The 24,190-nt window shown below is 63.2% G+C and carries 7 protein-coding genes and 2 pseudogenes; 6 read left to right on the top strand and 3 right to left on the bottom strand.

The annotated features are described in order from the left end of the window. The first annotated feature begins 360 nt into the window (after window positions 1–360). The 6 genes and pseudogenes from QRM60_RS06755 (at window position 361) to QRM60_RS06730 (ending at window position 17,769) form a co-directional block, all read left to right on the top strand. Window positions 361–3,176, top strand: a pseudogene (locus tag QRM60_RS06755) (TonB-dependent receptor). Between the two features lie 362 nt (window positions 3,177–3,538). Continuing rightward, a complete protein-coding gene (locus QRM60_RS06750) occupies window positions 3,539–7,807 on the top strand; it encodes an Ig-like domain-containing protein (RefSeq protein ID WP_285445918.1) in 4,269 nt (1,422 codons plus the stop codon). Further along, the gene (locus QRM60_RS06745) at window positions 7,804–9,396 is read left to right on the top strand and encodes a family 43 glycosylhydrolase (RefSeq protein WP_285445846.1); all 1,593 of its coding nucleotides are present in this window, start codon (window positions 7,804–7,806) and stop codon (window positions 9,394–9,396) included. Before QRM60_RS06750 ends, QRM60_RS06745 begins: the two co-directional genes overlap by 4 nt. Before the next feature lie 74 nt (window positions 9,397–9,470). After that, window positions 9,471–11,819 (top strand): S9 family peptidase, encoded by a 2,349-nt coding sequence (locus QRM60_RS06740; RefSeq protein WP_115556274.1) that lies wholly within the window; start codon window positions 9,471–9,473, stop codon window positions 11,817–11,819. A 529-nt stretch (window positions 11,820–12,348) separates the two neighbouring features. Then, entirely contained in the window at window positions 12,349–15,243 is a 2,895-nt protein-coding gene (locus QRM60_RS06735; protein ID WP_285445845.1) for a TonB-dependent receptor, read from the top strand. Window positions 15,244–15,393: 150 nt separating this feature from the next. Further along, on the top strand, window positions 15,394–17,769 hold the full coding sequence (locus tag QRM60_RS06730) for a glycoside hydrolase family 127 protein (RefSeq protein ID WP_285445844.1): 2,376 nt from the start codon (window positions 15,394–15,396) through the stop codon (window positions 17,767–17,769). A gap of 214 nt (window positions 17,770–17,983) precedes the next feature. Here QRM60_RS06730 and QRM60_RS06725 read toward each other — a convergent pair. The 3 genes and pseudogenes from QRM60_RS06725 to QRM60_RS06715 all read right to left on the bottom strand — a co-directional run. Continuing rightward, a pseudogene (locus tag QRM60_RS06725) lies at window positions 17,984–18,195 on the bottom strand (IS5/IS1182 family transposase); the annotation flags it as partial. 122 nt (window positions 18,196–18,317) lie between these two features. Further along, complete coding sequence (locus QRM60_RS06720) at window positions 18,318–19,148, bottom strand: HEAT repeat domain-containing protein (RefSeq protein WP_285445843.1); 831 nt, start codon at window positions 19,146–19,148, stop codon at window positions 18,318–18,320. Between the two features lie 16 nt (window positions 19,149–19,164). Next, on the bottom strand, window positions 19,165–23,841 hold the full coding sequence (locus tag QRM60_RS06715) for a polymorphic toxin type 34 domain-containing protein (protein ID WP_115556270.1): 4,677 nt from the start codon (window positions 23,839–23,841) through the stop codon (window positions 19,165–19,167). Between the last annotated feature and the right edge of the window lie 349 nt (window positions 23,842–24,190).

Below are 24,190 nucleotides of genomic sequence, written 5' to 3'. Positions count from 1 at the left end.
TGTGACACAGACCTCGAAACACCGCGTGCGCAGCAGCGCCAGGTGCTTCAGTCGCTGACCCTACAAAACCCTGCTATGCCCGTTATCGATCGTCAGCAAGCGAACTTCCGCACGCTGGCCGGATAAATTCGTCAAGACGGCGCGCTGGCGTTGTCGCAAGCTTTTTTTGCGTTGTCCGGTGTTACCGGGCATGTGCTCTCAGGGGGAGCCACGTCATCGTTGGTGCTGGAGACCTGCCGTGTTTGACGGCGGTCGTAGGTGTCGCATCTGTCATGTCCCAACTCACCTCGCGCTGCCGCAGTGCGGCAACGCCGTGCGTGTGCGTGGGCCGTTGTCCCCATGAAATCACAAGGAACTCCGATGTCGCACAGCCGTTCCGCTGGGTTGCTGCCCCCGTTCTCGTGCAAGACACCGTTGCGTTGCGCGATCCTGCTTGTGCTGGCCACGGCGGCGCTGCCCGCAGCCGCGCAACAGCAAGGCAGTGATGCGAGCGCGTCGCCGGAGACCGCGCAGACGCTGGAGCAGGTCAACGTCACCGGCACGCATTTGCGCCGCGTGGATGCAGAAACCGCCAGCCCGGTGGTGGTGATCGATCGCCAGCGCATCGAGGACAGCGGCAAGAGCACGTTGGGCCAGCTGCTGCAGCAGCTGCCGGTGATGGCCGGCTTCATGGCCGGGCCGGCGCTCAATTCCGGCTTCAGCCACGGACGCGCACTGGTGTCGCTGCGCAATCTCGGCCCCGAACGCACGCTGGTCTTGGTCAACGGCCATCGCATGGCGGGGCCTGCAAGCAGCGTGGCCTCTGCGCCCGGCGTGGACGTCAATGCGATTCCGGCGGCAATGGTCGAGCGCGTGGAAGTGCTCACCGATGGCGCCTCATCGGTGTATGGCTCCGATGCGATTGGCGGGGTGGTCAATATCATCCTCAAGGACAAGTACGACGGCTTTGCCGCCACCGTCGACTACGCACAGAGCACGCACGGCGATGCCAACAGCCGCACGCTCGGTGTGGAGTGGGGCAAGAGCTGGACCGCGGCGGGGTGATCGTCGGGCTGAGCCGCAATTCGATGAATCCGGTCTTCAACCGCGACCGCAGCTATGCGGCCAAGGCCGTGGAATATTTCGAAGGGCAGGTCAGCGAGGTCCGCGGCGCCAACACCCGCGCCTTCCTGACCGACGGGCGCCGGTTGACGCCGGCCGAGGGCGTTGCGCCCGGCCCGGTGGGCCAAGATGCGTTTCGCCCGTATCAACGCGCTACCGACAGCTACAACGTCTACGACGCGCAATACCTGATCACGCCGATCGAGCGCACCAACGCCTCGCTGCACGGCAGCTTCGACTTCACCCCCAGCATCCAGGGCTATATGGATGTGTTCTGGACCCGCAGCAAGACCACGTCGCGGCTGGATGCGTTCGGCCTGGAAATGCTCGGTGCGGCCGACAACTACTACAACCCGTTCGGCGATCTGCTGGAGCGCTACGACCTGCGCTCCACCCAGGCCAACACACGCGTGTATACCGCCACGATGTTCCAGACCAACATCGTGGCCGGCCTGCGTGGGCGCGTGCAGGGCACCAGCTGGCAGTGGGACGCGGCAGCCGGCTATGCGCGCTACAAGGACACGCTGGTGCGCACCGGTTTTTCGATCACCTCTGCATTGAACAATGCGGTGGGCGCCTCGTTCCTGGACAGCGATGGCGTGGTCAAGTGCGGAGCGCCCGGGGCGGTCATTGCAGGGTGCACGCCCATCAACATCTTCAACCCCAATGACCCGGCTACCATCGCGGCATTGCGCGGCACGCAGCGCCCGGTGGACCTGATCGACGAAAGCGAGATGCGGTTTGTCGACATCAGCGCCAATGGCGATCTGTTCGCCATGCCGGCCGGCGCGGTGCAGGCGGCGGTGGGGCTGGTGTACCGCACCAACAAGTTTGCGCAGGGCACCACCAGCGATGTGGCCGCCGCCGATGCCGATGGCAATTGCGATTACAACGATGGCTGCATCCTGCAGCAGGGGCGCGATGAATCCGTGCGCGAGGCCTATGCAGAACTGCTGGTGCCGTTGCTGAAGGGCGCCCCGTTTGCGGACACGCTCAACCTCAACCTGGGCTCGCGCTATTCGAAGTACGACGCCTGGGGCGCGACTACCAACAGCAAGGTCGCGATCGAATGGCGGCCGGTGGCGAACCTGCTGGTGCGCGCCACCGGCTCGCAGGTGTTCCGTGCGCCGGCCTTGGGCGACCTGTACGGCTCGCCCTTCACCGCGGTGATCGACAACACCGGTGATTTCCAGGACCCATGCGAGGGCTACACCGGCGCACCCAATCCGGCCTGCGCCAACGTGCCCAACGATGGCAGCTTCATCAATACCGCGCGCTTCAACGTGGTGACCTCTGGCGCCAACAATATCGGCTTCCAGCTCAAGCCCGAGCGCGGCCGCTCCTACAACCTGGGGGTGGTGTACGACCCGCTGCAGAACCTGTCGGTGAATGTGGACAGCTGGCGGGTGGTACTGGATGACATGCTGTCCGGTGTTGGCGATCAGCAGGTGGTCAGCGACTGTTTCGAAGGCCGCGAGGCGGCGTTCTGCGGGCTGATCCAGCGCGATGGCAGTGGCCAGCTGACGCGGGTGGCGGTGCCATTCGCCTATAACAGCGGCAAGGTGGATATCCGTGGTTACGACGCCGGCATTCACTACCGCCTGGCAGACACCGCATGGGGCGATTTCAGCACCGGCCTGGATGCAACCTACTTTTCGAGTTTTCGCTTTGCGGGAGAGACCCATAACTATGTGGGCGAGAATTCCAGCTGGGGCAACATGCCGCGCTGGCGTGCCGTGGCCAACCTTGCCTGGGACAAGGGGCCGTGGCATGCGAGCTGGAACACGCGTTACCTGGGGCCCACCGTCAATGGCAGCCAGTACGAGGACTTCTGCGCCGACACCAATGCCGACGGCAGTTGCCGTTATTTCCGCATCGGCTCAGTGGTCTATCACGATGCATCGCTGAGCCGGAAGATCGCCATCCTGCATGGCACGCTGGCGCTGGGCGTGGACAACCTGGGCAATCGCAAACCACCGCGCTTCTACAGCTACTCCAACGCCGCCAACACCGAAGCAAGCACCTACGACACCTTGGGGCGCTATTTCTGGAGCCGGCTGCGGGTGGAGTTTTGAGCGCGGCCGGGTGCGTGGCGACCTTGCGCGCGAACCGAGTTGTCGCAGCCGGGCAGCGGCGCATGTACAGAACGACCGCGCCGCCTTCGTTTCGTTGCGGGGTGCTTCGCGTTCGCGCAATGCCCCACGTCCTGGCCGCGTATGGTGGATGACCGCCGCACAACCGAGCGGAGAGCCGGCGGGCGGGCAGCACGGCGCAAAGCCATCGGTCCAGTCACGCCGAGTGCGCTGCCGTGCGTCGTGCCTTTTCACCTGCACGGAGTGCGCGCATGCAGCGTTTGGGGTTGATCGTGGTGCAGCGCATGCATAGCTGCCTGAGCTTGCGGGCGCAGCGCGTAGGCTTGGCAGCCCTGTGTCTTCTGATGCTCTTCGTCACCAGCACGGCTTCGGCTGGCCCCAAGCAGGCGCAGGAAGCGCCGGTGGTCAAGGCCAATGCCGCCATTGGCGAACCACGCTTTCGCGGGCTGGCGCATCCGGTGCCCGAAAGCGGCGTGGCCTTCGCGCCGGATGGCCAGCTGGCCAGGATCTTCGCGGCCGATCTCGCACGCTGTGCAGGGCAGGTGCCGGGCAACGACTTCTGGGTGGACCGCATGCTGGTGCGCGAGGGCACCGGCGGCGGATTCGACGATGAGAACAACTGGCTGTTCACGCGCGGCCGCGCCGCGTATCTGTCTTCGCACGTTCCCGAACAACCCGGGTTCGTTGGCCAGGTAGCGTACTGGCATGCCACCGACTACGACGCGTTGTTCCACTTGCAGTCCACGCAAGGCACGCGCGAGGTGCAGTGGAACGAGCAGCCGCAGCAGCGGCGGCAGACGCCCAGCTACTTCAGCACCGTGTTCGAAGATGCGCGTGCCGGGGTGCGGATGCGTCTGGTCAAATACATCACCGAGCAGAACGTGGCGGTCGCTACGTTTGTGCTGTCCAGCCTGGATGGTGCGCCGCATACGCTGTCAGTGCAGGCGCGCTCACCGATGGCAACGCATGCCGATGGTGCTGCGCTGACTGGCGCATTCGATGCCTACAACGCGATCACCACGGTGTTTCCGTGGCTGTCAGGCGATGGCTTCCGTGTGGACGGTGCGCGCTTGGTGCGTGAGGTGGCCGTACCGGCTACCGGCGAGACTGCGCCCATCAAGGTGCAGCTGGGCCTGCTCACGCACGAGCTACCGGAGGCCCAGGCCGAGTACGACCGCATTGCCGGGCAATCGCCGCAGCAGGCGTATCAGCAGCATGTGGCCCGCTACAACCGCTGGTGGGTGGACAACGTGCCGTATCTGGACACGCCCAACGCGAATATCACCAAGAGCCTGTTCTACCGCTGGTGGGTGCTGCGTTTCAACTTTCTCGATGCCAACGTGCCAGGCAACGATTACCAGTTCCCGGTCGCGATCGAAGGCGTACTGGGCTACAACAATGCCATCGTGCTGACCACCGGCATGTTTCTGGACGATTTGAAGTATCTGCGCGACCCGATCTACGCCTACGGCAGCTGGCTCAGCGCCGGCGAAACCGCAGGCGGTGGCAAGTATATGGACAACCCCGGATCGCCGGAAAACTGGTCCAACTCCTACGCACAGACCATCACCGCCGCGGCGTGGCGCTCGCTGCAGGTGCATGGTGGCCCACCGGCGCTGGCCAGCAAGTTGGCGCGCTATGGCAGTGGCGACGTGGATGGCGTGCTGGCTGCCTACGATCTCAACCACAATGGCTTGATCGAGTACGACTGGGCCGCGATGACCGGCAATGACGCCGATGCGGTGTCCTTCGACTGGGCAAAGCAGCACGGCGAGATCCGCATGGACCGCACCGAAAGCGCCTACGTGTACGCCAATGCGCACGCGGCCGCGCAGGCCGCGCAGCTGGCCGGTGACAGCGAGACCGCGCAGCGCATGCAGGCCACCGCGGCGCGCATCCGCAAGGCGGTGCTGGAGGTGTTGTGGCAGGACCGCAGCAGCACGGCCGATTCGGTGGGATTGTCCGGCGATCTGCTCAAGCACCGCCAGGCCAAGGGCCCGCGCCTGCCGGTGGACTGGAAGGAGACCAATAACTATTACCCCTTCAGCGTGGGCCTGATGCCCAAGCACGGCGATGCCGACGACGACCCCAAGTACATCCGCGCCTTGCGCCTGTTTGCCGATGCCGCGCAGTACCCGCTGTTTCCGTTCTACACGGCAAATCAGGTCGATCTGCATGCGCGCGGTAGCGGCGCAGAGGCGGGCAGCAATAACTTTTCCACCATCAATGCAACGGTTGCGTTCCGCTTGCTGGGCGCGGCCTTACGCGATTATCCCAGCCCGTATCTGAGCGCGCACAGTTACCGCACGTTGCTGTACTGGAATGCGTGGGCGCCGTACATCAACGGCGACAACCGTTACCCGGATCAGAACGAATTCTGGTCCAAGGGCAGCGCCGCAAACGGCGGCACGATCGGTTACCGCTCGTGGATCCACCACACCCAGCTGGGCGCGACCAACTTCAGCATGATCGAAGATGCGATGGGCTTGCGCCCGCGCAGCGACAACCAGATCGAGTTGTATCCGATCGACATCGGCTGGGAACACTTCGCCGCCGATAACCTGCGCTACCGCGATCGCAACCTGAGCATCGTCTGGGACCGTGATGGCACCCACTACGCCGGCCAGGTGCCCAAGGGCTATAGCGTGTATCTGGATGGCCGGTTGGCGTTCCGTATCGACCGGCTGGCGCATGTGCTCTACGACCCGGCGAGCGGGCAGGTGACGGCGCTGCCCGATGCGGTCAACCCTGCCGGTGCGGTAAAGGTGCTGGAAACGCACCCGGCGCACCTGGCAACGATGACGCAGGTGGCGTTCGCTCCCGCCTCACGCGCGGCGCAGGTGCTGGCCAAGGCAGGGCTGGATGTGACATTACCCGCGGCGGCGCGGCTGGATCTCGCACACGGCGCGCAGGCCACCGCCAGCTTCGCCACGCCCGGGTTCGCGGCTGCGGCGGCGGTGGACGGAAGCACCGCCAATACGCCGTTCTGGGGCACCGCAGGCTCGCCGGCGGCCAGCGACTGGCTCGCGCTGCGGTTCGCTGGCAGCCGGCAGGTGGATCAGGTGGTGCTGTACTTCTATCGCAGCTCGTCGCCCGGCGGCGAGCAGCACGGCTTCCCCTCGGGCACCCGGCCTGGCTACGCCGCACCATGGATGTACGTGGTGCAGTACCAGGACGGCGACAGCTGGAAGGACGTACCGGGGCAGGTGCGTGATGCGCTGATTGCCGAGGGCAACCGCAATCGGGTGCGTTTCCCGCCACTGCGTGCGCAGGCGCTGCGGGTGGTAGTGACGCATGCCGGCAGTGCACGCACCGGTATCAAGGAACTGCAGGTCTTCAACAGCGGCCAGGCGCCGCCCGCGTTCGTGGGCAATGTGGCGCCCCAGGTGCAGGCCTGGCAGCTGGACACGCCCGGTGCCGACGGCACGGTGCGGGTGAACGGGCGTGTGGGTGACGATGGCCTGCCCAGCGGCGCGCTGCAGGTGCGCTGGTCGCTGCTGCAAGGCCCGCCTGGCGGCGAGGTGGTATTCGCCGATCCTGCGGCAGTGCAGACCACAGTGCGTTTCACGCAGGCCGGGCATTACAGCTTGCGGCTGGCTGCCAACGACGGCGCGTTGGCCGGCCACGCCGATGTGCAGGTGAACGCGCCTGCATCGCCGCCTGTTGAGCGCATTGCGCTGCAGAGCCTAGCCACGGTCAGCGCTCAGCTCACCGGCACGCAGTACCGCGTGCAGGCGCTCAACGACGGCGTCCTCCCTGCGGCGGACAGCACGCCCAACGGCAGCCGGCGCTGGGGCAGTTACGGCCGCGCGCAGCCGCAGACGGTGTGGCTGCACTACCAATGGCCGCGACCGGTGCGGCTGTCGTCCAGCACGCTGTATTTCTGGAGCGATCAACCCGACGGCGCCGTGGCGCCACCCGCCAGCTGGACACTGCAGACGTTGCAGGACGGGCGCTGGCAGGACGTGTCGGCCCGCAGCGGGTATCCGGTGGCCGCCAATGGCGCGGTCAGCACGGTGAGCTTTGCGCCCATCGTCACCACTGGCCTGCGTGCGGTGCTGACCACGCAAACCTTGGGCACCGGGCGCGCAGCGATCGGCGTGGACGAATGGCAGGCGTGGTCGGACGTGCCCAGGCAGCTGGAGCCGATCGATCTGCGCACCGCGCCGGGTGAGCTGCCCACGCTGCCGCAGGAGGTCACCGCGTTTTATGCCGATGGCAGCGTGCTGCCGGTGGCGGTGCAGTGGCCGGATGTTGCATCCGAAAGACTGGCCAGCGAGGGCAAGGTCGAGGTGCAGGGCCTGGTGGAAGGCGTGGTGCCGATCAAGGCCACGCTCTGGGTGCGCGCCACGCCGCCGGGCCAGATCACGGCCGTGCAGCCGTTGCCGGTGGTCGCTTCGGTGGTGGGGCAGGCACCCGCGCTGCCGGGGTTCGTCAGCCTGCAATACAACGACGGCTCGCGCGAACGCGTGCCGGTGCACTGGCCGGCGCTTGCGCCAGCGCGCTACGCGCAACCGGGCGAGATCCCTCTGACCGGCACTGCGCAAGGGCGCGTGCCGACCGGGCAGGTGGCGGTGCCGCTCACGCTGCAGATCAAGGCGGCCACGCCATGAAGTGGAGCGTCATACGCGCGTGCGGATGCGTCTTCGCGACGGCCTTGTGGTTGGCCAGTGTTCCGGCATGCGCGGCAGTGCCAGCGCAGCCCGTGCAGTTGCACGCGCCGGGTAACCCGATCCTGGCCGACGGCAGCACGTATTCGGCCGACCCGGCGCCGCTGGTGGCCGATGGCAAGCTCTACATCCTGGCCGGGCGCGACACCGCACCCCCTCAGCGCAACGACTTCGTCATGCCGGGCTGGCAATTGTTTTTGACCGGCGACCCCGAACGCGGCAACTGGAGCCACTACCGCGACTTTTTACGCCCGCACGACGTGTTCGCCTGGGCCGGCAAACGCCACGCCTATGCAGCGCAGATCGTGCAAGGGCCCGATCGCCGCTACTACCTGTATGCGCCAGTGCAGCAGCGCAACGCGTCCAGCGCCGATCCATTCGGCATCGGCGTGGCGGTGGCCGACAGCCCGCTCGGTCCGTGGACCGATGCACATCCACAGGGGCCGATCGTGTCGCAGTCGGTGCCCACGCCTAACACCATCCAGAACATCGATCCTACCGTGCTGGTGGATGACGACGGCCGCGTGTATCTGTACTGGGGCACCTTCGGCGCGCTGTACGGTGTGGAGCTGCAACGCGACATGGTCAGCTTCAAGGGCACGCCGGTGGCGGTGGACACGCTGGGCAGCTATTTCGAGGCGCCCTGGTTGTTCAAGCGCAAAGGCACCTACTACCTGGCATATGCCGCCAACAACGCCGGGCGCGGCTCGGCATGCACGCCAACGCGGTATCACGCGTGCATCGCGTATGCGAGCGCGCCCACGCCGCTGGGGCCGTGGACGTATCGCGGCATCGTGCTGCCACCGGTGAGTTCGACCACCTCCCATCCGGGCATCGTCGCCTTTGCCGGCCAGTGGTATCTGGTCTACCACACCGCCGATGCCGCCGGCGGTGGGCATTTCCGTCGCAGCGTGGCGATCGATCGCCTGCAATGGGACGACAGCACGCAACCGGCCAGCATCCGCACCGTCACGCCGACGCGGCGCCCGCAACCGCCGGTGCCGCCGCAGCGCAACCAGGCGCCAGCCGCCTACGCCAGCGCCTCCAACGGCCCGGATATTCCCGTGCAGTACTGGATGGCAGCGCTCAACGACGGCATCGTCAAAGCGAATCCGCTGCCGCCACAGCTGTGGGGCAGCTGGACGCCAGACAACCCGCCGCAGCAATGGATTCAATACAGCTGGGCGGAGCCGGTGACGCTAGACCGCACCCGCATCGTGTTCTGGGCCGACCAACCGGCCGGCGCGCAGATCGGCGTGGCGCCACCGGCGCGCTGGCATCTGGAATATCGCCAGGGTGGGCACTGGGTGCCTGTGCAGGCCAATGACCGCTATGGCACACGTACCGGGCGCTATGAAGCGGTGTCGTTCTCACCGGTGACCACGCGCTGCGTGCGTGCGGTGTTCGATGCGGCCGGTTCCGGCCCCAGCTACGCCGCCTTCGCCGTGCAGGAGTGGGAAGTACTGGCACCGCAGCCGCAACAACTGCCCGCCGCCACGGACGCCGACAGCCGCCACTGCGATGTGCCGTGATTGCGCTGACGACAACGCAACCGCTGCCTACGTTTCTCTCCACCCATCAGCGGCTTTCTCACCTGGATCGACCTATGCTCCTGCAGTTGCAACGTCCCGCGCGCGTGTCGCACTTTCGTCTTCTCATCGCGTGCTGTCTAAGCATTGCGATGCTGCCAACGCTGGCGCGCGCGGCGGCGCAGCCTGCCGAGCCCACACCGGCGCAGTACACCGCGGCGATCGGGTTGACCGACCGCTACGACGCCCTGGTTGACCGCCAGCCCAGCGCGCCGGTATGGGTGGATGCGCAGCGCTTTTTGTACCAGCGCGGGAGCCTGCGCCAGAGCCAGGCGCCGGCGATCGAGTACCGGCTGGTGGACGCCGCCAGCGGGCGTAATACGCCGGCCTTCGACCACGCACGTCTTGCCGCCGCGCTGACCCAGGCCGGCGCACACAACGTGGATGCGGCAGCGTTGCATTTGCAGGATCCAGCGCTGGAACAGCAGACGTTGCGCTTTCAGCTGGCAGATCTTGGTTGGCAGTGTGAGCTGGTGCGCTACCGCTGTGCGCACCTGCCCGAGCGCGATGCGCGGCCCGAGTCGATGGACATGAGCTTCCCGCTCAAGCAGGGCGAGCGCTATGCCAAGCACTCGCCGGACGGACGCTGGCGGGTGTGGGTGGAGCAGGGCAATCTGCTGATCGCCCCGGTGAGCGGCGGCACGCCAACGGCGATCAGTCACGATGGCAGTGCGAGCGACTTCTACGCCATCGACACGGTGGTGTGGTCGCCCGACTCGCTGCATGTGGCCGCCTACCGGGTCAAGGCGCCACCGCCGCACATGGTGTACTACATCGAATCGGCGCCGGCCGATCGCGTGCAACCCAAACTGCACCAGCAGGTCTATCCCAAGCCCGGCGACCCGTTGCCGGTGATGCAGCCAGTGCTGTTCGACGTGGCCACGCGCACCGCGCGCCCGGTGGACATGACCCTGCTGCCCAACGCCTTCACCCTTAGCGAGCTGCAATGGTGGAAGGACAGCCGCGGCGTGACCTTCGAATACAACGCACGTGGGCATCAGCTGTACCGCGTGATCGAGGTAGATGCAGGCACCGCCGTTGCGCGCACCGTGATCGAGGAAACCTCGCCCACCTTTATCGAGTACTCGCCACTCAGTGGCGACAACGAAGACGGCGGCAAGCACGCGCGCCACGATCTTGCCGATGGCGCGCAACTGCTGTGGGCGTCCGAGCGCGATGGCTGGGAACACCTGTATCTCTACGACGGCCGCACTGGTCGCGTGATGCGCCAGGTCACCCGTGGCGAGTGGGTGGTGCGCAGGCTCGATCATGTCGACGAGGCAGCCGGGCAGGTGTACTTCACCGCCTCCGGCATGCAGCCCGGTGAAGACCCGTATTACCGCCACGCCTATCGCATCGGCCTGGACGGCACCGGCCTGACCGCACTGACGCCGCTGGCCGCCGATCACGATGTGCGTTATTCGCCGGACGGGCGCTGGTTTCTGGACCTGTCGTCGCGCGTGGACCTGGGGCCGGTACTGGAGCTGCGGCGCAGTGCGGATGGCAGCTTGGCACACACGGTCGAACGCACAGATCTGGGCCATCTGCTGGCGGCCGGTTGGCAGCCGCCGTTGCCGTTCCATACCCCCGGGCGCGATGGCAAGACCGAGATCTGGGGCGTTATTTTCCGCCCGCAGCAGCTCGATGCCCAGCAGCCGTATCGCGTCGTCGAATACATCTACGCCGGGCCGCAGGGCTCGTTCGTGCCGAAGCGCTTCACCACGCGCACGCCGCCGTTGACGGGGTTGGGCTTTGCGGTGGCGCAGATCGACGGCATGGGCACCAACAACCGCTCGCGCGCGTTTCACGACGTGGCCTGGCGCAATCTCAAGGATGCCGGCCTCCCGGATCGCATCGCCTGGCACAAGGCGGCCGCCGCACGTTACCCGTGGTACGACATTCGCGGCGGGGTGGGCGTGTACGGCACCTCGGCCGGCGGGCAGAACGCGCTGGGCGCGTTGCTTTTCCATCCCGAGTTCTACGTGGCCGGCGTGGCCAACTCCGGCTGCCACGACAATCGCATGGACAAGATCTGGTGGAACGAGCAATGGATGGGCTGGCCGGTGGGGCCGTGGTACGCCGAATCCTCGAACGTGGAAAACGCTGCGCGCCTGCAGGGCCATTTGCTGCTGGTCACCGGCGACATGGACAAGAATGTCGATCCTGCCAGCACCTTCCAGGTGGCCGATCGCCTGATCAAGGCGGGCAAGGATTTCGATCTGCTGGTGGTGCCCGGCGGCGATCACGGCGCAGGCGGTGACTACGGCAAGCGCCGGCTGCTGGATTTTTTCCAGCGCTGGTTGCACCGCACTCCGACGCCGGAGTGGAATCGCGCTGCGGCAGCGCCCGCTACGCAGGCACCTTAGCGCGCTGTACGACGCTGCATGGTGCGCAACACGCGCATGGAGGGTTGGATGCTGCGGCGCTGATGCATCAGGCGCCGTCGCACAGCACTGTGGTGGAGCATGCATGCGCGCAACCTGCGCCTCTGCGTGAATACTGCGGCTTGTGCTCCAGGGTTGCAGTTGCAACCGCGGCGCCGCAGCTTGAAGTCATCCACCAACAAGCGATCGTCCACAGGCGAACCATGCGAATTTCCGCATGCACTGTCGCCAAATGCGACAAGACGTCGCGCGTGCGCACAGGCACATTGTGACCAGCTGATGAAACCGGGCCGCATGGGCGGACCCGGTGCACGAAAAAACGTTTGCAGCGACGACGTGCCTTGCGTGTGCAGCCGTGCATGCAAGGCACCGGAACGGTGCGCGCCGTGTTACGGGCCTCTACGCGAAACGTCGCGGATGCCATGTCTTTGTGAGGTGACTCGCGCTGGTGCACGCCGGCACGGGCACGTGTTGCCCGCCATTTCTCTACTGTCCGAACCAGGAGCCCTGCATGCCGATGTTGCCGTTGCGTTCCGCCAGATCTTCGCTCAGTGCGGTCACGCCTTTGCAGACGACGCTGGGCAGCGCCGTGCTGCTTGCATTGGCTGCCACCGCTGCACCTGTCTGCGCGCAGCAGGCGGCCGGCACTGGCGCTGCAACACAGACACTCGACAGCGTGGTGGTCACCGGCTCGCGCCTGCGCCGCGTGGATACCGAAACCGCCAACCCGGTGGTGACCGTCAGCCAGGAGCAGATTGCCGCCACCGGCAAGGCCACGGTGGGCGACCTGCTGCAGGAGCTGCCGTCCATTGCCGGCAATGCCACCAACCCGTACACCAACAATGGCGGCGGCACCGGTGCGTCGGCTGTGTCGCTGCGTGGTCTGGGCGACAAGCGCACGCTGGTCCTGGTCAACGGCATTCGGCTGGCCTACAACGACGTCAATGCCATTCCGGCTAGCATGATCGAACGCATCGAAGTACTCAGCGATGGTGCGTCGGCGGTGTACGGGTCCGATGCCATTGGTGGAGTGGTCAACTTCATCCTGCGTACGCGCTTTGATGGTGTGCAATTCAGTAGCGACTTCGGCACCAGCAAGGAGCGCGATGGCAATCGCCGCAATTTCGCATTGACCGCCGGCAAGACTTTCGAGCGCGGCAGCCTGATTGCCGGGCTGTCGTATCACAACATCGACCCGGTTTCCGCCGCCGCACGCGACTATTCCAAGGATGCGCTGGCGCTCACCGATGGCGTGCCGGTGAAGCAGGGCTCCTCCGCAACGCCCACCGGCACCGTCAATTTCAACGATGGCTCCGAGGCGTCAAGCCAGCTGCGGCAAGCGAATGGCTGTACTCGTGTCACGCTCAATGGCGGTGTCAGCGGCCGTGCCGGGCCCGGCGATTTCCATTGTTACGACGCCGCTGCCGATTCCTACAACTATCAACCGTTCAACCTGTTGCAGACCCCGCAAAAGCGCACCAATGCCTTTGTGCTGGGCACGTATCGCTTCAGCGACAGTGTGGAGGGCTACGTCAACACGTGGTTCAGTAAAACCGAATCCGCCTCGATCATCGCGCCGATCCCGATCTTTTCCAACGGCGACAACATCCTGGTGTCGTCGCAGAGTTACTACAACCCATTCGGGGTGAATTTCGGCACCGATCGCAGCACCGGCACCTCGTACAACGACTTCAATACCCGCGCCACCGTGCTGGGCAATCGCAGCTACCAGTACAACACCTACAACTTCCAGATCAGCCCCGGCCTGCGCGGGCGCTTCGGGGACAGCTCCTGGCAATGGGATGCCACGTTCAACTACGGCAAGGTCAAGCAGAAGTCGATCAACAACGGCTTCCTGGACTACGCCACCTTCAATCAGGCCATCGGTCCGTCGTTTCTGGACAGCGATGGCGTGGTCAAGTGCGGCAGCGCGGGGGCGGCGATCGCCGGCTGCACGCCGCTGAATTTCTTCAACCTCAACGACAGCTCCAACCTCGCAACCCTGCAGGGCATGGTGGTCAACCCGATTGTCACCAGCGTCTACACCGTCAAGCAGTTCGAGGCCAATGCCAATGGCACGCTGTTCGAGATGCCGGCCGGCGCAGCCAGCCTGGCGGCCGGTCTGTCGTATCGCAAGGAGCGCTCCACCACCACCTCCGACTCATTGTGGACGGGCGATGAGGACGGCTTGTGCGGCGTGATCGAATACTGCGCCTCCACGTTGAGCGGCAGCTTCGATGTCAAGGAGGCCTATGCAGAAGCGCTGTTCCCGCTGCTCAAGGACCTGCCGGGTATCAATGCCTTGAACATCACCCTGGGCACGCGGTTTTCCGACTACAGCTCGGTGGGCAGCAAGACCAATAGCAAGGTGTCGCTGGAGTACCGCCCGATCGAAAACCTGCTGCTGCGTGGCACGGTCTCGCAGGTGTTCCGCGCGCCCAATATCAACGAGCTGTACGCCGGCGTGGCCGGCGATGCGGCCACCGTCAATGACCCATGCAATGGCTACACCGGCGGCAGCAGCGTGGCCTGTGCCAACGTGCCCACCGATGGCAGCTATCAGCAATCCGATGGCCAGGTGTCGGGCAAGGTGTCCGGCGCAGCGGTGGCTGGTTACCAGCTGAAGCCGGAAACCGGCAAATCCTATGACGTGGGCCTGGTGTACGACCCGCAATGGATCGATGGCCTCTCGCTGAGCGCGGACTGGTGGCGCATCGATCTGGAAGACACCATCACCACCGTCTCCGCGCAGACCGTGCTCAATCAGTGTTATGCAAATTCTGCCAGCGCGTTCTGCCCGCTGATCCATCGCAACGGCAATGGCACCATCAACTACATCGCCGAGCCCACCGTAAATCTGGGCAAGCTGTGGGCCAAGGGCATCGACTTCAACCTGACCTATCGTCTGCCGGAAACCGCATGGGGTAACGTCAATGTCGGCCTCAATGGCACCTATCTCACGCGCTATGACGTGCTGCCCGACACCACCGACCCCAGCTCGGTCACTATCCACAATGTGGGCCGCTACACCCAGGCCTATGGCAACTTCCCGCGCTGGCGTGGCCTGGGCACAGTGAGCTGGGCGTTGGGCGACTGGAGCGCAACCTGGCGCATCCGTTACGTCGGCAACACCGCCATCGGCAATTCCGATCCGGATCAGAGCCTGTCGGCCGATTCCAGCCAGCCCACCGTGGTCCGCAAGATCGGCGCCTATGTCTACAACAATCTGCAGCTGGGTTACGAGGTGCAGCCGTGGCACACGCGTTTCGAAGTGGGCGTGGACAACATCGCCGACAAGCAGCCGCCGCTGTACTACTCCAACAATGTTGGCAATGCCAATACTGACGTGGCTACTTACGACTTGTTGGGCCGGTTCTATTGGGCGCGTGCCACGGTGAAGTTCTGACTGGCGCAGTGGTGGGCGTTTGTGCGTGCAGCCGGCGCTTGAGTTCCATCGTCGCAACGCCGCCGCAACACCGCCGAGCGCAAGGCCGACCACCGCAGACTGCAACCGCGTGCGCACTGCGCCGTTGCCTACAGGAGCTAAGCTGGTCCGATGACGCATGCACACCCCAATGATGACGTGAACGATGCTGCGCTGAGCCTGTCGCGGCGTCGGTTTCTGGCCTGGAGCAGCCTGGCGGTGGCGGCCGGATTCCTGCGTTTTCCAGCCCAGGCCGCCGCTGCGCAGCCCGGCAGCATCCGCGCGGTGCCGCTGGCGCAGGTGCGGCTGACGCCGTCGCTGTTTCTGGATGCGTTGCACACCAATCGCCGTTATCTGATGCGCTTGCAGCCGGACCGCTTGCTGCACAACTTCGTGCTGTACGCCGGTCTCGATCCCAAGGCCCCCGCCTACGGTGGCTGGGAAGCGGACACCATCGCCGGCCACACGCTGGGGCACTACCTCAGTGCCTTGGCGCTGATGCATGCGCAAACCCATGATGCGCAGTGCCGCACGCGCGCCAGCTATCTGGTGGCCGAACTCGCACGCTGCCAGGCGCATGCCGGCGATGGCTACGTGGCCGGCTTCACCCGCAAGAATGCGGCCGGCGAGATCGAGAGTGGCCGCGAGGTGTTCGACGAACTCAAACGCGGCAAGATCGAGCCGCTACCGTTCTATCTCAACGGCAGCTGGGCACCGCTGTACACCTGGCACAAGCTGTTCGCCGGCCTGCTCGACGTGCATGCGCATTGCGACAACGCGCAGGCACTGCAGGTGGCGGTGGCACTGGCCGGCTACCTGCAAGGTATCTTTGCCGTACTGGACGACACGCAGCTGCAGAAGGTGTTGTCGTGTGAGTTCGGCGGGCTCAACGAGTCCTTCGTTGAGTTGCATGTGCGCACCGGCGATGCGCAATGGTTGGCACTGGCGCAGCGCCTGCATCATCACGCCGTGCTCGACCCGCTGGTCGCACAACGTGACGAACTGGTGCACCAGCATTCCAACACCAACATCCCCAAACTCATCGGTCTGGCCCGCGAGTATGAAGTGACCGGTGATGCGGCTTCCGGCGCGGCGGCGCGGTTCTTCTGGAATACCGTCACCGACCATCACAGCTATGTGATCGGTGGCAATGGCGACCGCGAATATTTCCAGCAACCGGACAGCATCGCACGCTTCCTCACCGAGCAGACCTGCGAACATTGTTCCAGCTACAACATGCTCAAGCTCACCCGGCACCTGTACCAATGGGGCCCGCAAGCCGCGTACTTCGATTACTACGAGCGCACGCTGCTCAATCACGTGATGGCGCAGCAGCATCCACGCACCGGCATGTTCACCTACATGACACCGATGCTGGCCGGCGAGGCGCGCGGCTGGTCATCGCCGTTCGACGATTTCTGGTGTTGCGTCGGCAGCGGCATGGAGGCGCATGCCCAGTTCGGCGACTCGATTTACTGGGAAGACGGGCAGGGCGTGGCGATCAATCTGTATGTGCCGTCGCGCGTGCGTAACGCAGCCGGGCTGGACATGACCTTGCACAGCGCGCTGCCGGCGCAAGGCAGCGTCTCGCTGCGTATCAACGCTGCCCCGGCAGCGCAGCGCACGCTCTCGCTGCGGGTACCCGGCTGGACGGCCACGCCGGTGCTGCAGCTCAATGGCGCGGTCGTGGACGCAGCGCCGGTCGATGGCTATCTGCGGGTCACGCGCATCTGGCACCCAGGCGACACGCTCAACCTCAGCCTGCAAATGCCATTGCGGCTGGAAGCCACGCCCGATGACCCCGCCTGGGTCTCGCTGCTGCGCGGGCCACTGGTGCTGGCGGCAGATCTGGGCGATGCCGCCACGCCGTGGTCGGGCAAGACGCCGGCGCTGATTGGCGGTGACGAGGTCCTGCAGCAGCTGCAACCAGCGGCAGAGCAGGGCAGCTACGTCTACAGCGACGGCGGCCAACACTGGCGCTTTTCACCGTTCTACGCGCAGTTCGACCGCCGCAGCGCGGTCTATCTGGAACACCGCAGCGCCACGGATTGGCAGCAACGCCAGGCCGAACAGGACGCCGCAGCCGCACGCCAGCGTGCGCTCGATGCCAGTGCACTGGACTGGGTCGCCCTGGGCGACGACGCGTCTGAAAAAGCGCACGCCCTGCAGAGCGACGGCTCCTACGCACTGAGCTACCGCCGCCGCGCCGGCCGCGACGCCCGCACCGGTGGCTTCATCGCCTTTACCCTGCGCAACACCGCAACCGCCCGCGTGCTGCGCCTGCGCTACTGGGGCGACGAAACCCGCCGCCGCTTCCGCATCCTCGCCGACGGCGAACTTATTGCCAACGAACGCCTCGACGGTAACCGCGGCCTGGACTTCGTCGATGTGGATTACGCCTTGCCTGCAGTGGTCGCCGGCCGCGCAACCCTTCAGATCCGCATCGAACCGGAGACCGGCTACTCGGCCGGGCCTGCGTTCGGATGTTGGGTGCTGGAGTCGGCGTGAAAGTAAACGCTGCAGCGGGCGCATGTCGAATGGGGATGACGGGAAATCTGCTAGACATCTGAAGAGAACTGCACCGGAGAGCCAAGAAGGCCAGCGCGCAGCCAAGCGTAAAAACACAGCCGTGCAATACCAAATCTCTTTCCCCTCGGGATGTCAGCCCCCGCGTAAAATTGATCCGGCTATCGCTGGAGGTTTCCAGACGCTGACCTCCTCTCAGCAAGCCAGCCATCAAGCGCACAGGCAGTTCCGTGTGACTGCAGCCGGTTGGCGTGGCCGGTAAGCGCGGCGACAGCGCCTGCTTCACAACACGAGCCATGGCATTCGCTGACTCAATTGCGCCAGCGGATGCCGCATCATCTGGTTTTTCAGCGTGAACTACAACGCGCCGGTGCATCTGTCCTCGACAGCAGGACGGAGGGTACGCATGGGCGGAAGCGGAAATCGCCAGAAACCAGCCTAGAACCTAACGAAACTGGCGGCTCTACAATGCATCGCTGCCGATGAACCCTTGCGGTGATTGATTGGTGGGGTTTTTCAGGGTCGACTATCTAGTCCGCCCCGCCAAGCTTTGAAATTGAATTGAGCAACACATTTGGGATATCTCCCCGACAATTACGTGCCAGATCGAGAAGCAGAGGTAAAGCACGGCGATCGCCCAATTGCCCGGCGGCATCGATAATTGAAAAGTTAACCTCGTCTTCTTCAAGCGCTCGCAATAATGAAGGCATAATATTTTTATTGCCAGTATTGGCCAGTGCCGCTATTGCTGTTTCACGAATTTCCCGATTTGAGTGGCTTGCAAGCTCAGTCAACCTGTCTGCAACAATGCTGGTTGCCGTATGGGAGCTATTTGTTAATCCCAATGTCGCCCACTCTACCACTGCAATATCTTGGTCATAAGATAAACCAATAAGAAGTTTGATCGCTTCGGGAGTATCAATTTTGCCGGCCGCGAATGCTACATTTTCCCTCACTCGCGTATCGTTGTCGTTCGCTGCATTGATTAGTTCTTTCAATTTTTCGACAGCTCTAAGATGACCAAGAGCGGATGCTGAGGATGATTTCACCAGGTTGTCGGAGTCACCCGTTAACATAGTTGCAAGGACTTCTATAAAAGTATTTCTGGAGGAAAAATCTAATTCAGGTAGCTGCCCCATCAAAAATGCTGCAATTTCTCTACAAGCGGGAGATGTGCTTTTCGCCATTTCAAGTGCGAAATTGAATGTTGAGCTGTCGCCACGGCTATGCAATAGCCTGGCAGCTGCATACCTTCTGTCCCGGTCATTAGACTTTAGCTCTTGATGCAACTGGTCAAGGGGCGCACCCTCCAGTTCATTCCATAGTTGAAAATCCATTTCATCTTGATCATCTTCGATCATCGTCTTGGTCCAAATTTTAACAGCGATCTTTTGACATTCTTGAAGGTCTACAACCCCAAGCCTTTTGCGTTGCCTTTGCTGCCTTAGCGGGAATCATTCCACTATCAATCAGCTGCTGCAAAACTTCGCAGCGATCGGGTCGTTTGCGGCCAGCAAGAACAGCATCGCTTTGAATTTTGTTAACAATCTGCACAACGCCGCTATCAGCTTGATTGCCTGGCGAAGCCATTTGTTGCACGATGTCGAATAACGGGCTTAAAGGGTTGCCTCTGTAATCCCCAAAACTTCCATCATCCATAAGCTCATTGCGATCCTGAATGCCATGACTACCTAAAGCTGTCGCACCTGGCGCCATGGAATTGGTGCCGAATAGTATTGCTTGCCGACCATCGGGGTCTTTGAACGAGTATGGCGAATTTTTAACATAACTGTATAGAGACAACCCTCCAAGTTGTCCGATCGAATCGGCTTGGACATAACGGCCCGTAGAAGTTTCGGAATCTCTAAAGTAATTCTGATTCAACCCGCTAGCGGCATCAAACCGCTGCCCCGGAAAGCGCATATCCAACACCAACGCCGCACCATCGCCATCCGGATCCTGATTCGGCGCGGTGTTGCCGAAGGCCTCGCCCTTTAGGCTCCAGCTCCACACCGCCACGTTACGAACCGGGTCAACCACCACACGCGGGCTGCCCAAGTGATCGGGTTCGATGTAGTGCAGCTTGTTTGCGCTGGCTAGCAAGCCGACCGGTAGGTCGTCCAGCCAGATCGCCTGCTGCTTGGGCGCGCCATTGGTGTCGTAGTCGCCCAGCCAGTGGCCGGCTTCATCGTAAAGCGTGTAGGTGTTGGTGGTGCCGAGGAAGCGGCGCACCTGCTCGCCTTTACCGTTGTAGCGGTAGTTCATCACCACCGCGCCTGCACGCTTGACCATGCTCATGCGGCCGGATGCGTCGTAGGGGAACTCCCGCGCCTTGCCACCGATGCTCAGCGTATTGCCTGTCTTGTCGTAGGTGCGCGCCACGCCGGCTAATGCACTCAGGCGATGATTGGTCGTTGGATAGGTGTAAGCCTGTGTCACGCTGCCGACCTTGGCGCTGAGGCGATTGCCGGTGGCGTCATAGCTATATCCATCAATGACGGTTCCGGTGACACCGTCGGTGAGGGCTGTGAGGCGGCCCAGCGTGTCGTAACCCAGGCCGATGTCCGGCGTTGGATTGCCGGCTGGGGTCAGTGAGTTGAGATTGCCCACCTCATCGAACCCAAACCCAACGTCCAGACCGCCAACCGCTTTGTCCTGAATGGCCTTGGGGCGGTAATCCTGGTCGTAAGCTCGGGTCAGCACGCGGCCGTTGCCATAGGTCCAGCCGGCCACCGGGCCCATCGGCAAATACGTGACACCCTTGACCAATATCTCGCGCGAGCCTCCAGGCGCGGTATAGCCCACCTCGGCGATCTGCCCCAGCTCATTGCGCACATAGTCAACCATCGCCCCGTCCGGATAGACCATGCTCGTCAGGTTCCCGCCTGCCGTATAGGCATAACGGACCATCAATGCCTTGCCATTGGTCGTCTGGACCTTGCGCACCAAGTCGCCGAACCGGTTGTAGCAATACTGCGTCGTGCCGCTGCCGTCCTTCATGCTGGCTAGGCGCCCGGCTGCAAACTGCTCTCCCGCCACGCAGACGGCCGGGGCCACGTCGTAGACAAAACGGGTCTCAAGCGCTGCATCGGCATAGGTCAGCGACACTGGGCGGTTTAAGGCATCGTAGGTGTAGGTGGCCTGTCGGTTGGCTGCGTCCTTCCTAGACAGCACATTTCCTGCGTCGTCGTAGGTGAAGCCGGTGCTGCCCGTGTCGGGACTCTGCAGCGCCAACAGTTCACCCAGACCATTGCGCTGGTAGGTCGTCTTCAAGCCTTTCGGATCCGTCACCACTGACGGTTGTCCAAGCACGTCGTATTGAAAAGCGCTCGTCGCCTTGATGCCGCCGGCGTCTTCGATACTCTGCTTCAAGCGATGCAGGGCATCGTATGTGTAGGCGCTAGACCGGCCCAGGGCGTCGGTTCGCCCCTTCATCGTGCCGACCGCGTCGTAGGCAAAATCGGTCGGGTTGCCTTGCGCATCCGCCTGCGTCGTCAGGCGACCGAGTTCGTCGTAAATACGGGACACCGTGAACATCAAGGTGTTCTTGGCGTCCTTGATGTCCTCCTTGATCCGGTGTCCCGACGTGTCCAGCGTGTAGACGAAGGAGTTGCCGTAACGATCCGATACCTTGGTCAGCCGGAATGCGCTGTCGTAGGCGAAGTCAGACACGTCGCCACCCGGCAGCGCAACCTGCTTGACCAAGCCGGTGGGCCAATAGCTGTAGCGCGTAATGCGGTCATCCGCCTCCGAGCCGCTGTCCTGTCCCCGGACGAAGCTTGCCGTCAGCCGACCTCGCGCATCGTAGCTGTAGTCGGTCACGACCCCATTCGGATCCTTCTGCGACAGCAGGCGGCCGGCGCTATCGTAACTAAGGAACTGGGTGACCTGGCCCACTGCGTTGGTGATCGACTTCAGGTCCCCGCCCTGAGCCGCGGGATAGTAGTCGTATGTGGTGGCGTCGCTGAGATCTGTTCGCGCTCCGTCCACACGCAGCAGCACTCCCACCAGGGGGCAGCTTCCTGCGGTTACGTCGGCCTGCTCGCAATAGGTGAAGGTCTGCTGACGCTGCTTCCCGGAAACGGCATCTTGCTCGACCTGGGTCAGTGCTTGGCCACGCTCATTGCGAGTCCATCGCTTGGACACAACCAGCCCCTGCGCCCCCTTCACATTGAGCTCGGTCAATTGGTGGGTCAGCGCATCCCTCACGCTCTCGGTGCGCACCGCCTCCGGCATACCGTCGCCGACCGTCACCGCCGATTGATACGCCGGCGCGTATTCGTAGGAAACCTTGCTGCCCGATGCGTCCGTCACGCTTTGCAGCCGACCATCGCTGAAGTAGGTGTTGGACGTGCTTGCTGCGCCTTCGGTTACGTTGTTGACCGGGCTGAAAATGGTAGACCCATACTCGAAGCGCTTGACCGCTCCAGATGCCTGGGTGACTTCCGTGACGCCTTCGGCCACGTAGTTCAGAGTCACTCCATCGACCGCCCCGGTATCGCCATGGAGAACGCTGCTTATCACGCGTCCATAGGTGTCGTAACCAAACGATGCATAGCGCTGACCGCTCTCCCCGGTGATACCAGTTAAATAGTTGACCAGCTGAGGTTCCGCAAGTCCCTTCTCGTGATAGTGGTAAATGCGCTTCGCACCATCGGGATACGTGGCGGCAATCAAATTACCGTCAACATCGTAGTCGTAAAGAACGATTCCGCCACCCGGAATCTCCATGCCCGTGACACGCCCGTCCGTATAGGCGAACGTCAGCGCGCGGCCATGGCCATCAACCAGCCGCGTAATGCGTGTGCCGTCGTAGACCACGGTTACGTCACGGTCCGGCGAGGCTGGATTGCGCACCGCGAGCAGCTCGCCATCCTTGCCGAAATCGCGGTATTCGCCAGTTTCTTCGATGACCCGGTAATACGTAGTGCTGTTGCTGATGCGGCGATATAGTCGCCCCGAATTCCGGGCACGGCCGGTGCCAGCAGCAACCGTGGTGAAAACATCCCTGTTGCCCGCCTCGTCGAGATAGGCTGTGTTGGAACTGTCGAATCGGTCGCTGTAACTCAACGACCAGCCCTCTCCGACCGGTATGACACTCTTGGTCTGATTGACGGAATGATAATAGCGATTGAAAGAACGACCTGCGAACTCAAAGTCTTTCTCTTCGCGAGACTTGTCGCCTGTCGTGGGATGGCAAGGGTTGTTTGTGCTGCAACTTTGGAACTGCTTCAAGGGCGACGTGACCCAGGTGTTATCGTCGTTCTTGGGCCTACAAACAGGCTCCGTCGCGAGAGTGGCCTCTGTAAGAATTGAGTCTCGAAGGTAAGGTGTGAAGTTAGCTTCGCAAGTCAACTTGCGCTTCTTGTAAACATTCCAGCGCTGCGACGTCGATACCGGTGCACCCGAGTTCGACACACAATTAAAGGTCGCGGTGAAATACTTATCCGAGCTGTAACCAACATCGCCATTGGGAAGGAGGCCCAGCCCCGTCGTGTTGTAGTCCGACGTTTGAACATTGGACTGAAGTGAACACGATTTCCCGACCTTGGCCGTTAGGGTGTCCAAGGACTTGGCGATGAGTGCGCCTTCATCCGTGCACCAACTTGATCCAAACTCTGGGGATGCTGTGCAGCCGGGGTTTCCGACCCCGTAGATTCCCAAATTTACCCCATAGGACGGGCTAGAGACCGAGGTGGCCTTTAGAGACGGGACGCGGAAGTAGGTCCAGACCTCTCCCGCTCCCCGATTCAAAAAACCTCTTGAGTAGGCCTTCAAATACTGACCGATGCCTTGATAGTCCTTGGAGTTGCGAAGGGCATCGGCAGCCTTCTCCATCGTGTCGTAGCAGCCGAGGGACAGCGCGCAGAATGTAGCTTTAGGCGGGGTTTGGGCGTGCGCAGGGCTAGCGCCTAGTAACCCATAGGCACTAAAAACAAACGGTATCAAGAGCGCTGCGCAACGCGCGCCCTTTGACGGGACTGAGTAAACAGAGAGACACGCAACGGCCCGAATTGACACGGCAACACTCCTTGTCAGCTGCACTTGCAGCATCAGTTAGGAATCCATTCCCACCCATCCCACGCTGGCAGCGGTGGTGATTACAACCAGTCCCACGAAGGGTGTAGCTAGTCTCGACGATATCGGATTAGTGATGCGGCGACAAGCGAGGCGTTTGCGGACAGAAAGATCGTCTGAGTAAGGGCGGCCTCGTCAGCGGCAGCGGCTCGGGGCACCCCAAATGTAACGAGTTCAGACCAGTCGACTGCGACAACGTGCCGAGCGCCATCGTGGAGCAGGCGTTACTGATGGTGGCGCAGTTCGGCCTTGTCGTGATTCGGCGTTGCTGCGGTAACCCCGGCATCCCCGCCAACAGGTGCCACGAGGTCCTGCTCCGCCAAGC

The organism is Xanthomonas sp. fls2-241-TYG-148, assembly GCF_030208815.1.
Lineage (GTDB): Bacteria > Pseudomonadota > Gammaproteobacteria > Xanthomonadales > Xanthomonadaceae > Xanthomonas > Xanthomonas campestris.
Note: the sequence above shows the minus strand (reverse complement) of the source record. Positions and strands in the feature narration are given on the sequence as shown.